This is a genomic window from Bradyrhizobium sp. USDA 4506 (assembly GCF_054058795.1).
This window is the reverse complement of record NZ_JBSSBM010000002.1, coordinates 1,681,773-1,695,044: the sequence shown is the minus strand read 5'-3', so window position 1 is coordinate 1,695,044 and position 13,272 is coordinate 1,681,773. Positions and strand designations below refer to the sequence as shown.

Here is a 13,272-nt window from a genome sequence, read left to right as displayed (position 1 = left end):
AGGAAGCGTGAATTACGTCGTCCGCGGCAAGATCGCGATCTTGACGCTCGACGAACCGGAAAAGCTGAACGCACTGACCGCCGGCATTCGCGCAGGCATACGTGAGGGCCTGCAACGGGCCGACAAGGACGATGGGGTACGTGTCAGCATCATCACCGGTGCCGGCGGCAAAGCATTCTGCGCCGGCGCCGATATCGGTACCTTCGATTTCGATCCGGAGAAAGCGCGCGCCTTCTTCATCGACGCCATGGAGGTCCTGAGCGCTCCGGAACGCGCACTCAAGCCGGTGATCGCTGCCGTGAACGGGATCGCCTATGGCGGTGGATTCGAGCTTGCCATCGCATCCGACTTCATCCTGGCGGCCGAGAGTGCCCGCTTCGCCGTACCCGAGATCAAGCTAGGCCTATTGCCTGGCTTCGCTATCGTGCGCCTCCAGGACATTGTTGGGCGCGCGAAAGCCAAGGAAATGAGCATGCTCGGCGACCCCGTCAACGCCGCGGAAGCGAGCCGCCTTGGACTCGTATCCCGCGTCGTTCCCGACGAACGCCTTCTCTCCGACGCAATCGCGTTCGCGGAGCGCATCGCCTCACAGCCCCGCCTTGCTGTGCAGATGGCCAAGTCCTTCTACAATCGCGGTCTCGGCGGCGACGAGATGCGCCACGCAATCGATGGGTTTCCGTTCCTGCTGACGCACGCCGATGCACGCGAAGGTATCAACGCATTTCTGGAGAAACGCGCGCCACGTTTCGAAAACGGGTAGCTGCAACATCTGTGTTTTGGCTTCGTCGCGCAGACATCCTGCCCGCGTGACCAACACTCCACTGTCCAATGAAAGAAAATGAGGGAGCACACGTGAAGAGGAATATCTTGGCCTTGGCCATCATCGTTGCGACAGCGTCGACCGCGTCGGCCCAAATCTCGAATGACGTGGTCCGGATTGGCGTGCTGACGGACCTTTCAAGCTGGGGACGCGACAACAGCGGTCCCGGCTCGGTCGAGGCGGCAAAAATGGCCGTTGAGGAGTTCGGCCCGACGGTACTCGGAAAGCCGATCGAAATCGTGAGCGCCGACCACCAGATGAAGACCGACGTGGGCCTGCAGATCGTTCGCGACTGGTTCGACAACGGCAAGGTCGACGCAGTCGCCGACATTCCGAACTCGGGAATTGCGATAGCCGTTCACAATATGGTGCGGGAGCGCAACAAGATTGCGCTGCTCTCCGGCCCGGGCGCGAGCTCCCTGACCGACGAGCTGTGCAGCCCGAACACCGTCCATTTTTCTTACGATACCTACGCGCTGTCCAAAGTGACGGCGTCGGCTGTCATCAAGGAGGGTGGCAAGTCCTGGTTTTTTGTCACCGCCGACTACGCGTTCGGCCAGCAACTTGAGAAAGACGCGACGCGCTTCATCAAGGAGCTGGACGGCAAGGTCCTCGGCAACGTGCGGCATCCGACCAACACCGCCGACTTCTCGTCATTTGTACTGCAGGCGCAAAACTCCAAGGCGGATGTTGTGGCCTTTGCCAATGCTGGCCAGGACACCGACAACGCCATCAAGCAATCCGGTGAATTCGGCCTGGTTCAGGCCGGCCAGAAGCTTGTTGGCCTGCTGATGTTCGATACCGACGTGCACGCTGTCGGCCTGCAGGCCGCACAAGGCACTTACATGACGACGGCCTCCTACTGGAACATGGATGACAAGACCCGCGCCTGGTCAAAGAGGTTCTTCGCCCGGACCAACGTCATGCCGACCATGATTCACACCGGCGTCTACGGCTCCGTGCTGCACTATCTCAAGGCGATCAAGGCCGCCGGAACAGATGATCCCGCCGCGGTCATGGCCAAGATGCGCGAACTTCCGGTCGAGGACACATTCGTACATGGCGCCAGGCTGCGCGAGGACGGGCGGGTGATCCGTGACATGTACCTGGCGCGCGTAAAGAAGCCATCAGATTCCAAGGAGCCGTGGGACTATCTCGAGATCGTCAAGACAATCCGAGGTGAAGACGCCTATCGGCCTGTCAGCGAATCGAAGTGCGCGCTTCTCAAGAAGTGAAACGACCTGATCGGCGCAAAGAGCGAGCGAAGGCCACTGCTTGGCCGGGCGGGATTTTGGGAAACAAGTAAGGCAAATCATTGCCGAACATCAGAAGGACGATCAGTTCGTGACCACAGCACCATCTCCAATCGAACTCGTCGTTGCCGACAGGATCGGGACGATTTGGCTGAACCGGCCGGAGCGAGGCAATGGGGTCGAGCTCGGGCTGGCGACTGCGCTCAGGGCAGCTGCCTTCGACCTCGAAGGTGACGCCAGCGTCAAGGTTGTCGTCATCCGAGGCCGCGGAGCAAATTTCTCGGTCGGCGGAGACCTACGAGCTTTCTCCGCTGCCGGCGCCACCTTCCCGCGGCTTGCAATGGACATCATCACTGCTTTCCACGACGCACTCGTTTCACTGAGACGCTCAGGAAAGCCGGCTATCGCCGCGGTGCACGGGGCTTGCGCCGGCGGAGCAATGTCCCTGGCGTTGGCCTGTGATTTCGTTCTAGCCGCCGACACGGCGCATTTTTCAGTGGCCTACCGGCGGCTGGGCGTTCCCGCCGATGGCGGCATGAGTCACTCGCTGACGCGCCTCGCGGGGCCAAGGCGAGCGCTGGAGTTGATGCTCCTCTCTGACCGCATAAGCGCAAGCGAGGCACTGTCGCGCGGATTGATCACGAGAGTATGTGCAGAGCAGGAGCTCGAGGCCGAGCTGACCCGAATGGCGCGGGCGCTAGCCGATAACTCGCCCGCCGCAAGCCGTGCGGTGAAAGCCCTGGTCTGGAGCGCCGATACCGCAACGTTCGACGAACAACTGTCGGCCGAGCTAGCTTCATTCGTCGACTGCGCCTCCTCGGCGGACTTTCGCGAGGGCATGAAGGCGTTCAACGATAGGCGGCCGCCGATATTCGCAGGAGAGTGAGAAAATGGGATCCCTGGACGGTAAGGTCGTTTTCATTACAGGCGCGAGCCGCGGCATAGGCCGGGAGATTGCGCTCAAATTCGCATCGGAAGGAGCGCGAGTTGCGCTCGCGGCCAAATCGAGCGAGCCCCATCCAACTCTTCCCGGAACTATCCATACAGTGGCCGAGGACATTCGTAAGCTCGGTACCGCCGCCCTTCCCCTCCGTGTCGATGTACGCGACGCCGATGCGCTCGCAAACGCCATCGAAAGGACGGTTCAGGAATTCGGCGGGTTGGACATCCTCGTGAACAATGCCAGCGCCATCAGTCCGACCGGCCTGCTCGATACTCCGGCCAAAAAGTTCGATTTGCTGAGTGCCGTGAACGGCAGGGCGACCTACATCTGTGCCTATCATGCTGTACCGCACCTGAAGCGGTCGTCAAATCCCCACGTTCTCACCTTGTCACCGCCACTGCCGAAGTCGGCAATCTGGCTCGGCAAGTATCCGGCGTACGCCACCTCGAAGTACAGCATGACGATGTACACTCTGGCGCTGGCCGAGGAATTTCGATCGTTTGGAATTGCCGCTAATGCTCTTTGGCCAAAGACCATGATTGCGACCGACGCCGTGCGTGTGCACTACCAGTCGGATTATCGCCGCAGCCGCTCGCCTTCAATCATGGCCGATGCGGCACACTTTATCGTTACGCAAGACAGTCGCGCATTTTCGGGCAAGACCTTGATCGACGAGGAGGTTTTGCGTGCGCGGGGTGTCGACGACCTGTCGGTCTATGCAATAGATCCTGCCAGCCAGCTAGCGCCAGACATCTTGATCGAATGACTGCAGCAACGATCAGGGAAAGCTTCTCGGCAGGGAAGCATCGAGGTGTACTGGGACTTACCCGGCTGCAGGAATGGTTTCCGAATGAATACCGCCAGCGCGCGCATCGCCATTGTTGTGAATCCAGCCTTGCCGCTTGGGTTGATTGCGAACACAGTTGCGGCCTTGAGCATCGGTATCGGCGCCGCAGAGCCGGACCTCGGAGGAAACCTCTTGACCGACGGTAACGGGCTCACCGTCTGGACCAGTGCAAACCGTCCGGTACCAATTCTGCAAGCCACGCCCGAAGCGCTGTCCGTACTGCTGACGCGCGCGCAGCCATTGGCGAGCGGCGCCGTTTTGGTCCCCTTTCCTCAATTCGCCAGGGGACTCCACCGCTTTGAGGACTATCTCGCCGAATTTCCGCTGCGCGCGCTCTCGAACGAGACGATTGACGGCTTGGGCTTCTACGGGCCCGAGAAATGGGTTCGGTCGCTGACCGGCAATTTGAAGCTCTTGCGCTGAAGATAACGCCCCGTCGTGAACCTGAGGACTGACCTCATCATGAGCATGGTCGTGTACCCTTACGCCATGGCGCCATCCCCGCTCAAGCATAGCTGCGAGGTGCTCTCGTTGGGAGATTAAGACTTTCAGCCCTCGTGAGCCACGTTTCAAGCTCACCGGGAAGCCCTCGAGTGCGAGCGTCCGGCTACCTCAAGAGGAGCCGTGTGACATTAGAGCTTCTGGATTTCGGCTGGTGGTCGGCCGGCCCGCAGGCCTTCCCGAGCCGAAGCTGTCCTCATCACGGTGGAAAAGCTTTTGCGCTCGTCAGCCAGGCCTTCGGCCAACGGACGGTCGAGAGCTGACCGGGTAAGGCGCTTGGCAAAGGCCAGGCCTTCGGCACTTCGGCCCGATAGCTCAGCGCCGATCTCAAGGGAACGCGCGAGCGGATCGGCGACGACCTCATGCACAATTCCGATTTCGTGCGCGCGCTGTCCCGTCACTGTCAGGCCACGAAGGATCATCTCGAGCGCCCTGGCCTCTCCAACGATCCTGGGCAAACGCTGTGTACCGCCACCACCCGGAAAGATGCCGATGCGCGTTTCCGGAAGCCCGATCGCCGTAACACTGCTCCCGGCGATGCGCAGGTCGCATGCCAGCGAAAGCTCGAAGCCACCTCCCATGCACAGGCCATTGATTGCCGCAATGACCGGCTTGTCGACGGCTGCAATCGCATCCGTCAGCGCGTGGAAACCAGGTGGCCGAGGACCAGGCGACGACGGGGCGCGAGACGCTCCGCGCTCAATCGCATCAGCGGCCTCGGAGAGTTCCGCAACGTCGTAGTGACGGATGAAGATGCCAGGTAGGCCCCCTGTAATGACAATGACCCGGACCGATAGGGCCATCCCTGCAGCGGCTACCGCATCGAACATCTCAGCCGCCCCGACGGCCGTCATGGTGCCGAATGGGGCGTTAGCATAGGTGATGACACGGATCGCGTCGTGATCCTGGATGGAAACAAGGCGCATAGCCTACTCTCACTGCAACCGCTCGCCGGACAATCACGCGTTGGCGCTGCACCGCTCAGAATGCGCCCGGCTCCCGCACCGATCAAGCCTCGGCGCGCTAAGATTGCCATTGCAGCCGCGCGGTTCATTCTTAAAATCTGCCTCCCCGGCATACGTTTCGGACGGGCCTGTACAGCGGAGTAGACGTTATGCCCAAGCCGGAAAGCTTCCCAATCGAGAAGATCTACGTTCCCGTGAAAAGAAGGAAGGCAATCAAGCCTCAAGTCGTCGAGGAGATCGCTGGAAGCATTCTGGAAATCGGACAACAAACCCCCATTCTCGTCAGGCCCGACGAAGACCGCTTCGTTCTGGTCGAGGGACTACAGCGGCTCGAAGCTTGCAAGGCGCTTGGAGAGACGACGGTTGTGGGCATCGTGGTCTCGGCGGAGGATGCTCAGCAAAGGACGCTCTTGTCCGAGGGACCCGAAGCAGATGCGGAACGCGACAAGATGGCGCGATTGAAAAAGCTGCGTCTTGAGAAGGAAGCTGCAGAAAGTTCGAGTGCTGCCTTGAACCGGACGGATAAGCAGCGAGCCCGCTCGGCAAGGGGCGCGGGCGAGAACCCGAGAACATCGCCAAGCCGGACCTCAGCGCCGACGCCGAAAAAGACGTTGTCGGATTGGATCGCCCAGCAGAAGCGCGACGGTGGCCGTTATTGATTGCCCGCCTTCGGTCCTGCATCCAACGTCATCTAGCTGGCGATGGATTTTTCTTGATCTCTCGCTGCTCAAGCGATCTTCTAAGTCACAGCAATACTTGAACTTTCGCCCCATCCATCCTGCGCTCGTTTGAGCCAGCTTAAGCCAAGAGAAATAACGTCGACACACCGGGTCCGGCTCGTCTGCGTCTGGATTATTCTTGCCAATCCACAAAACTTGTTAGCCGGTCGAGTGACCGTCCACCCGGTCAGCGCCTTGCTTCAGCCGCCATTGCAGCAACGAAAAGGATGGATCGGACTCCGGGTGATGTTCGAAGACTCCTCCAACCTCAGTTCCGATGACCACGGTCTGGCGCGGATCGCCCAGCAGATTACCCACCATGCGCACGCCACCGGCGTGTGGTAGCTCGACGAGCAGCGCGAGATACGGGCCGTGCTGCTTTAGCGCCGGGTGTGACGGATGCCACACGCGTTCCCAACTGTAGATGCGGCCGGTCGGCTCGACGTCCGTCCACCTAAGGTCAAAGGAATGACAATTGTGGCAAATCCATTCAGGCCCGAACTGCCAGGAACGGCAGCGGGCGCAGCGTTGCACCAGCAGGCGGTTTTCCCGCAGGCCCATCCAATACGGCGCCGAAAGCCCATCTGGGTCACTGACCGGAATGGGCAACCCGGCAGGAAGATAGTGCGCACGTGAAGACCCACTCATAGCGTCGCCTCTGAACCCAGAATGAGGTTGCTGGCCGGCGTCACCATCGGGCCGCCGATCACCAGCGCCACATCATTTCGTCGAGCCTGGCTCGCCGACGCGCCACGCACCTGACGAACCGCTTCAAGCACCAGCTCAAAGCCGTGCATGTAGCATTCGGCAAGGTTGCCGCCACTGGTGTTGAGCGGGAGCCTCCCGGATGGAGCGATCAAATTGTCGAAGGTCAGGAAGTCGTTGGCCTTCTCGGGCCTGAAGAAGCCGTGCTCCGCCAGCGCCATCACGACACCGCCGGTGAAGTTCTCGTACGCCTGGACCACACCGACATCTGACGGCCCTACCCCGGCCATGCGGTACAAATCGGATGCAACGGTGCCGAAGTTCGCGGTGGCGTAGAGCGGCGCATTGTGCGCCGTTGCCGCCGCACGATGTCCGGATCCGAAGGCCGCACCGAGCAGATAGGCCGGCTTGTGCCGGAAGTCGCTGGCGCGCTCTGCCGATACCAGCACCAATGCCGCTGCGCCGTCATTTTCCATGCAGCAATCGTAAAGATGGAAGGGCTCCACGATCCAGCGCGAGGCATCGTACTTCTCGATATCCAGCGGCTTGCCTCGCATCACCGCGCGCGGGTTGGCCTGGGCATGATGATAGGAGGCGAGCGCAATCGCGCGCAAAGCCTCCTGTCGCACGCCATGCTCGTGCATGTAGCGTTGCACCCGCATGGCAAAGCGCTGCGGGGGAGCCAGCACCCCATAGGGCATCAGATAGGACCGTTCGCCCGAAACGGTGTGAATCCCGGCTGCCTGTCCGAAACGGCCATATTGGCCCTGCGCCAATGAGCGGAACACCACGACACAATCGGCAAGGCCCGCGACGATCGAGGCGGCCGCATTGGCAACCGCCGCGCTGCAACCGCCGCCGCCTCCGCCCCATTGCATGGTCGCGGAGCGCAGTCGATGCGTACCCAGCGCCGCAGCCAGCCGTGACGCCTCGCTGCGATCGTCGCTGTAGGACGAGAAGCCATCGATCTCGCGGGGATCGAGCCCGGCATCCTCGCAAGCCGTGAGGATCGCCTTCAACGCGAGCTTGAATTCCGGATCGGGAGAAGCGCCATGACGATAATATTCGGTTTCACCGATCCCGATCACGGCCACACGGCCCCGCAGCGTCCGCTCGTCTCGCGCGCGCCCGGTCACGGTTTGGCATCCTGTCGCGAAGCCTCGCTGCCGAAGGCTCCGCCTCCGGCAAGGCGCGCGATCTCCGTCTTGTCGTAGCCGAGCAACTCAAGCAGCACATTCTCGGTGTGCTGCCCAACTGCCGGTGCCGCAACGGGATCCACGATCGGTGTCCGCGAATACCGGATCGGCAGGTTCACGTTCGGCACCCACCCCACCGTCTCATGCGGGATCCGGGTGACGATCCCGCGCTCCCTCGCCTCGGGCGAACGGATCGCCTCGCCGACGGTGCGCAGCTGGCCGCAGGGCACGCCGGCCGCCCGCATCCGCGACTGCCAGTGCGACCAGGGCTGCCGGGCAAAGGCATCGCCGAGGATCGCGAACAACTCCTCGCGCCGGCGGATTCGATCGGGGCCGGTTGCATAGATTTCGGCCCCCGCGAGATCCTCGCGCTCGAGAACCTGCGCCGTCAGGCGCTGGAAGATCTTGTCGTTGCCGCAGTTGATATAGAAGGAACAATCGCTGGCCTGGAACACACCCGACGGACACGTGTCCGGGCTGGTGTTGCCGCTTCGCCTCGGATCGGCACCGCTGAACAGCGACTGCGTGGTCGCGTAGCCGGTCATCAGGACGGCGTTCTCGAACAATGACACCTCGATGGCCTGGCCGTGCCCGCTGCGCTCGCGCGCCAACAGGGCGCCAAGGATCGCATTGCTGGCCATCATCGCAGTGCTGATGTCCATCACCGGCGACAAAGCCCGCACGCCTTCGCGGTCGGCATAGCCGTTCATCGACACGAAGCCGCTCTCGACCTGCGCGATCGGATCAAAGCCAAGCCGGTCCGAAAACGCCCCGTCGCGGCCATAGGCCGACACCGAGCAGTAGATGATCTCGGGTTTGATCTTGCGGCAGCTCTCGTAGTCGAGCCCCAGCCGTGCCATCACGCTCGCAGAAAAATTCTCGACAAGGACGTCCGCCGTCGCGATCAGCTCGCGCGCGATCTTCAGGCCCTCCAGGGATTTGAGATCGAGGGCGACGCTGCGCTTGTTCCGGTTGGTCCACAGGAACGGCGCACCGTGCCTGAGATCGGGATGCACCGGGGGATAACGGCGCAGATCGTCGCCGCGGCCCGGCGCTTCGATCTTGATCACCTCGGCCCCCATGTCGGCGAGGATCATGGTGGCAAACGGCCCCGCGATGAAATGCGAGAAATCGATCACCCGGATCCCCTCGAGCGCTCTTGGCGCGCCGGCGGGACGAGGCGTGTGCTCGGGGAAGTCGGCTTCAAGCTGATCCAGCATCGGGATATCCGTCAATTTGAGCAGTGTTGATCCAAGGATCGCGGCCGTCGTCGTCAATTGCTCTTCGGCGGGTCGATGAGCGAGCAACCGCCCTGGTCGAGCGGCCGGAAGGCTTCCGGCCCGGACAGCGCGCCGACCTGCTCCAGCAGGTCCCACTTGCTCTTCGAGGCACTCGGGCTCTTCACCTTGAAGATGTACATGTTGTGGATGGCGCGGCCGTCGGCGCGCACCACGACCGGCCCGAACAAAGCGTCATCGATCGGCTTCTCCTTCAGCTTCTGGATCACGGCCGGCGCGTCATTGGTTCCCGCCGCCAGCGCCGCGTTCAGATAGGCCAGCACGGAGGAATAGACGCCGGCGTGGAAGGCGGTCGGCGACTGCCCATGCTGCCGCTCGCCGAATTTGGCCGACCAGGCGCGGCTGGCATCGTCGAGGTCCCAGTAGAACGGCTGCGTGATGATCAGCCCCTCCCCGACCGCAAGCCCGCTAGACTCGACATCGTTGGTGGTGGTCAATAGCGCGGCGAAGGTGCGCCCGCTCTGCTTCAGCCCGAACTCGGCGGATTGCTTGATCAGGCTGACGGTGTCGCCACCGGCGGTCGCGAACGCGATCACGTCGGCGCCCGAGCCTTCGGCCTGCAGGATGAACGAGGCATAGTCCGCATTGTTGATCGGTACATTGACCGATCCGAGAACGGTCCCGCCGCCGGCACCGATCACCGCCGTTCCGTCGCGCACCATCGATTTGCCGAGCGCATTGTCGGTGGCGATGAAGTACCATTTCTTGCCGCCGTGCTGCACGAGATAGGCGCCGATGGTGTGAGAGGCCGCCCAGGTATCGAAGGTCCACTGAATCGTATTGGGTGAGCAGTATTTCCCGGTCAGGTCGGACGACGCCGCGCTCGATGCGATCAGCGCCGCTTTGGTGCCGCGCATGACCTCGTTGACCGCCAGCCCAACGGCCGAGTTCGGCACGTCGGCGACCGCATCGACCTTCTCCTGATCGATCCAGCGGCGCGCGATGGCGGCGCCGACATCAGCCTTGTTCTGGTGGTCCGCCGAGACGATCTCGACCTTGAAATCCGGATGAAGCCGCATGAAGTCCTCGGCCGCCATTTTGGCCGCTGTCACCGAACCTTCGCCGGCATTGTCCGAGTAAGGGCCGGACGCGTCGTTGAGCACGCCGATCTTCAGAGACCGCGCGGCGACCGCCGTCGCCGGCGAACCGGCACAAAAGGCCAGGAGAGCTATTCCGGCTATCTGCGAAAGATACTTCATTGTTTCCACCCGTCGTATGTTGTTGTGTTAGAGATCGAGCACAAGCGTCCGGGACTTGGCGCCCGAGCAGCAGATCATGACGCTCTTGTTCGCCGCCTGCTCTTCGTTGCTCAGGAACTGGTCGCGATGGTCGGGTATGCCCTCGAGCACGCGCGTCTCGCAGGTGCCGCAGACACCTTCGGTACAGGCATAGTTCGCGGCGATCCCGGCCTCCAGCAGCGCATCGAGAATGGTCTTGCCGGCCTCGACTGCGATGGTGCGGTTGCTTCGCGCCAGCTTGACGTCGAAGCCACCTTCGGTGGCTGGAGCTTCCCGGGCCTTGAAATATTCGACATGTACGTGATCGGCCGGGCGATCGGCCGTCGCCGCCTCGAGCGCCTCGAGCATGGGCACCGGACCGCAACAGTAGAGATGCGCGCGAGGCGGAGCGTTCCTGACGAGCGCCGGGAGATCGAACACCCGTCCCGATCGCTCGTCGTCGAAATCGAGATGTACCCTCGATCGATACGTGCCGAGTTCGTCGAGGAATGCGGCAGCGGCGCGCGTCCTCGCGGCATAGAACAGCTCCCAGTGACGTCCAAGCGCCTCAAGCCGTCGGATCATCGACAGCAGCGGCGTGATGCCGATGCCCCCGGCGATCAGGACAGAATGGTCGGCCTCCTCACGGAGCGCGAAGTTATTCCGCGGCTCGGAGATCCTTATGATGTTCCCGACCCCGACGGTGTCGTGGACGAAGCTGGACCCACCCCGGCTCTCGCCATCCCTGTTCACCGCGATGACATACCGGTGCCGCTCGCATTGGTCGTTTACCAGCGAATAGCTGCGGATCATGCCGTTCGGCAGATGCAGGTCGATGTGGCTCCCGGCCGTGAACGGCGTCAGTTCGCCGCCCGTCGGGGCAATCAGCTCATACGAATTGATCCGCTCGGCCTCATATCCGATACGCTTGACCAGCACCTCCAGCGTACCAGCCGTGTGTTTGAATGCGCTCACAGCTCGTACCCGAAATCGGCGCCAAGCTTCGCACGCATGAACGGCGCGCCGACGTCAACCCACAAATCCTCCGGCGGCAACCGCAGCGAGACCGCTCGCACCATGAACACGTCCGGGTCCAAGACTCCTTTGGGCTTGATCGCGTGATCGCGATAGGCGCCAAGCGCTTCAAGAATGAAACGTCGCGTCATCGCGATGCCGGTATCACTTGAGCAGAGCGTCTCCTTGGTGCGATCAAAGATCGGCGAGACGCCGCTTTGGCAGGCGCCGTCCTGCACCCAGAGCCCCGGCAGGCCCGAGAACCAGGTGGTCCGCTGCGCCTCATAGTCGAACTGAAAGCCGTTCTGCGGATTGTATTTCGTCCAGTAGCCTGCGTATGGGACCGTCACCGGGTGCTGGACGAGCGCGTGGCGGCTGGCATGACCACTCTCGCGGCCCTTGTGTCCTTCGGCGAAGACCTGCCGGGTTTTCTCCAGCAGCGGCTCCGATGGATGATAGGAGAACATGATGCAGAGCGTGTTCTCGTCATCGATCGGGACCCAGGCGTGCCCGCTCAAATCCGGGAACGGAGACAGCGGAGGCACCAGCGTATAGAACGGCAGCAGGAACTGGTTGACCCGCCAGTACAGCGTGTTGGCATCGTAATTGCGCCGCGCGGCGATGCTCATGCCGAAATCCTGCTTGATGCATTCGAAGGTCGGGCGCAGGTCGCGCTTCTGGATCCAGGCGCTCGTCGTGCCCTGCGCATCCAGCCGTCCATGAAGCAGCGGCGCGTGCGCCGAATCGATCTCACCCTCGACCGCCTGCAGCCAATTGCACTCCTGGACGCGAACCGAGATGTGCACCTGCTCGGCCGGCACCAGATTCCATTCGAGGTTCGGCAGCGGCGGAAGCTCAGCCTGGTCGGGACCCATATAGGTCCAGATCATCCCGTTGCGCTCCTTGCAGGGATAGGCCTTGATCCGCACCCGCTCCTTGAGGCGGCTGCGCACTGGCTCTGCCGGCATGTCAGTCACGGCGCCGGTGACGTCGAATTTCCAGCCGTGATAGACGCAGCGCAGCCCGCAATCCTCATTTCGCGCAAAGACCAGCGGCGCTCCGCGATGCGGGCAGGCCTGGTCGACCAGCCCGATGCGCCCCTCGGAATCGCGAAAGGCGACGAGATCCTCGCCCAGCAGCCGGATGCGCTTCGGCTGCCCGTCCGCGGCGAGATCAGCCGACGGCAGGAAAGGAATCCAGTACAGGCGGAAAAGTTCGCCGAGTGGCGTTCCCTTGCCGACCCTCACCAGCCGTTCATTGTCTTCGCGCGAGAGCATGGGGTTGCCTCCTTCAATTGCGTGTGGCCGGGCCTGCCGCGCCGCCGAGAAGCGCGGCGACACGGTCAGACAGTCCGAGATCCTGGGCGGTCCAGAGCGGATCGGATGCGGTGAGCGGCTGGCGTGGAATGGGAGGTTGCTTGCCCTCCTCCACCAGGCCGACAATCAATTCGATGCGCCGCCGCTCGAGCTCGCGCAGAGCGTCCTCGACGACGGCGGCTTCAGCCGTGCACCCCGGCAGCTCCGGATAGGCAAGGCGAACCCGCCACTGCCCCGGCTCGGTTTCGACTGCCTCCGCCTCAAGCAAATAGGGAATCGACAGCAGCTCACGCAGGTCCAAGTTTCAACCTCCCTGAACGACGTCTTCGCTCGCATTTGATACGTATACGTACTACATTATCGGAAGGCTGACAAGAGCCGAGGGCGACCCTGTCTCCCTCAGAAGAGGCTGGTGACGTGGTTCGCCACAGGGTTGAGGACGATCAGCCAAGCTGCTAACGGCTAGGACGCAATTCGC

The 13,272-nt window shown here is 62.3% G+C and carries 14 protein-coding genes; 6 read left to right on the top strand and 8 right to left on the bottom strand.

Annotated features, from left to right (window positions below):
* Nucleotides 1-7: 7 nt before the first annotated feature.
* The 5 genes from ACVIHF_RS10080 (at nt 8) to ACVIHF_RS10060 (ending at nt 4,286) form a co-directional block, all read left to right on the top strand.
* Nucleotides 8-760: an enoyl-CoA hydratase/isomerase family protein gene (locus ACVIHF_RS10080; RefSeq protein WP_253609217.1), complete on the top strand. Its 753-nt coding sequence runs from the start codon at nt 8-10 to the stop codon at nt 758-760.
* Between the two features lie 92 nt (nt 761-852).
* A complete protein-coding gene (locus tag ACVIHF_RS10075) occupies nt 853-2,055 on the top strand; it encodes an ABC transporter substrate-binding protein (protein WP_456780893.1) in 1,203 nt (400 codons plus the stop codon).
* A gap of 40 nt (nt 2,056-2,095) precedes the next feature.
* Complete coding sequence (locus tag ACVIHF_RS10070; RefSeq protein WP_253609219.1) at nt 2,096-2,959, top strand: enoyl-CoA hydratase/isomerase family protein; 864 nt, start codon at nt 2,096-2,098, stop codon at nt 2,957-2,959.
* A gap of 4 nt (nt 2,960-2,963) precedes the next feature.
* Nucleotides 2,964-3,782 carry an SDR family oxidoreductase gene (locus tag ACVIHF_RS10065; protein WP_225648249.1) on the top strand — a complete coding sequence of 273 codons (819 nt, stop codon included), beginning with the start codon at nt 2,964-2,966 and terminating at the stop codon, nt 3,780-3,782.
* Between the two features lie 84 nt (nt 3,783-3,866).
* Entirely contained in the window at nt 3,867-4,286 is a 420-nt protein-coding gene (locus tag ACVIHF_RS10060; protein WP_057017218.1) for a DUF2000 domain-containing protein, read from the top strand.
* Nucleotides 4,287-4,495: 209 nt separating this feature from the next.
* On the opposite strand, the gene ACVIHF_RS10055 is transcribed toward ACVIHF_RS10060, so the two are convergent.
* Nucleotides 4,496-5,290, bottom strand: a complete 795-nt coding sequence (locus ACVIHF_RS10055) for an enoyl-CoA hydratase/isomerase family protein (RefSeq protein WP_225648248.1) — start codon at nt 5,288-5,290, stop codon at nt 4,496-4,498.
* Nucleotides 5,291-5,478: 188 nt separating this feature from the next.
* Here ACVIHF_RS10055 and ACVIHF_RS10050 point away from each other — a divergent pair, with 188 nt between their 5' ends.
* Nucleotides 5,479-5,988, top strand: a complete 510-nt coding sequence (locus ACVIHF_RS10050) for a ParB N-terminal domain-containing protein (protein ID WP_253609220.1) — start codon at nt 5,479-5,481, stop codon at nt 5,986-5,988.
* 219 nt (nt 5,989-6,207) lie between these two features.
* Here ACVIHF_RS10050 and ACVIHF_RS10045 read toward each other — a convergent pair whose 3' ends face one another.
* From ACVIHF_RS10045 to ACVIHF_RS10015, 7 genes are all read right to left on the bottom strand, one after another.
* Nucleotides 6,208-6,609 (bottom strand): Zn-ribbon domain-containing OB-fold protein, encoded by a 402-nt coding sequence (locus tag ACVIHF_RS10045; RefSeq protein WP_225648246.1) that lies wholly within the window; start codon nt 6,607-6,609, stop codon nt 6,208-6,210.
* An 83-nt stretch (nt 6,610-6,692) separates the two neighbouring features.
* Nucleotides 6,693-7,889 (bottom strand): thiolase C-terminal domain-containing protein, encoded by a 1,197-nt coding sequence (locus ACVIHF_RS10040; RefSeq protein ID WP_225648245.1) that lies wholly within the window; start codon nt 7,887-7,889, stop codon nt 6,693-6,695.
* Nucleotides 7,886-9,169, bottom strand: a complete 1,284-nt coding sequence (locus ACVIHF_RS10035) for a CaiB/BaiF CoA transferase family protein (protein WP_057017215.1) — start codon at nt 9,167-9,169, stop codon at nt 7,886-7,888. Before ACVIHF_RS10035 ends, ACVIHF_RS10040 begins: the two co-directional genes overlap by 4 nt.
* A 53-nt stretch (nt 9,170-9,222) precedes the next feature.
* Nucleotides 9,223-10,446: an ABC transporter substrate-binding protein gene (locus ACVIHF_RS10030; protein ID WP_456791987.1), complete on the bottom strand. Its 1,224-nt coding sequence runs from the start codon at nt 10,444-10,446 to the stop codon at nt 9,223-9,225.
* Between the two features lie 27 nt (nt 10,447-10,473).
* Nucleotides 10,474-11,439 (bottom strand): PDR/VanB family oxidoreductase, encoded by a 966-nt coding sequence (locus ACVIHF_RS10025; RefSeq protein ID WP_253609223.1) that lies wholly within the window; start codon nt 11,437-11,439, stop codon nt 10,474-10,476.
* Nucleotides 11,436-12,755 (bottom strand): Rieske 2Fe-2S domain-containing protein, encoded by a 1,320-nt coding sequence (locus tag ACVIHF_RS10020; RefSeq protein ID WP_141342321.1) that lies wholly within the window; start codon nt 12,753-12,755, stop codon nt 11,436-11,438. The genes ACVIHF_RS10025 and ACVIHF_RS10020 overlap by 4 nt, the downstream gene beginning before the upstream one ends.
* 13 nt (nt 12,756-12,768) lie before the next feature.
* Nucleotides 12,769-13,095 (bottom strand): hypothetical protein, encoded by a 327-nt coding sequence (locus tag ACVIHF_RS10015; protein ID WP_253609225.1) that lies wholly within the window; start codon nt 13,093-13,095, stop codon nt 12,769-12,771.
* Between the last annotated feature and the right edge of the window lie 177 nt (nt 13,096-13,272).

What these genes read in the sequence shown, in the direction of transcription:
- ACVIHF_RS10030 (WP_456791987.1), bottom strand. Translation starts at nt 10,446, where the DNA reads ATGAAGTATCTTTCGCAGATAGCCGGAATAGCTCTCCTGGCCTTTTGT.
- ACVIHF_RS10050 (WP_253609220.1), top strand. Translation starts at nt 5,479, where the DNA reads ATGCCCAAGCCGGAAAGCTTCCCAATCGAGAAGATCTACGTTCCCGTG.
- ACVIHF_RS10055 (WP_225648248.1), bottom strand. Translation starts at nt 5,290, where the DNA reads ATGCGCCTTGTTTCCATCCAGGATCACGACGCGATCCGTGTCATCACC.
- ACVIHF_RS10045 (WP_225648246.1), bottom strand. Translation starts at nt 6,609, where the DNA reads ATGGGCCTGCGGGAAAACCGCCTGCTGGTGCAACGCTGCGCCCGCTGC.
- ACVIHF_RS10065 (WP_225648249.1), top strand. Translation starts at nt 2,964, where the DNA reads ATGGGATCCCTGGACGGTAAGGTCGTTTTCATTACAGGCGCGAGCCGC.
- ACVIHF_RS10020 (WP_141342321.1), bottom strand. Translation starts at nt 12,755, where the DNA reads ATGCTCTCGCGCGAAGACAATGAACGGCTGGTGAGGGTCGGCAAGGGA.
- ACVIHF_RS10060 (WP_057017218.1), top strand. Translation starts at nt 3,867, where the DNA reads ATGAATACCGCCAGCGCGCGCATCGCCATTGTTGTGAATCCAGCCTTG.
- ACVIHF_RS10035 (WP_057017215.1), bottom strand. Translation starts at nt 9,169, where the DNA reads ATGCTGGATCAGCTTGAAGCCGACTTCCCCGAGCACACGCCTCGTCCC.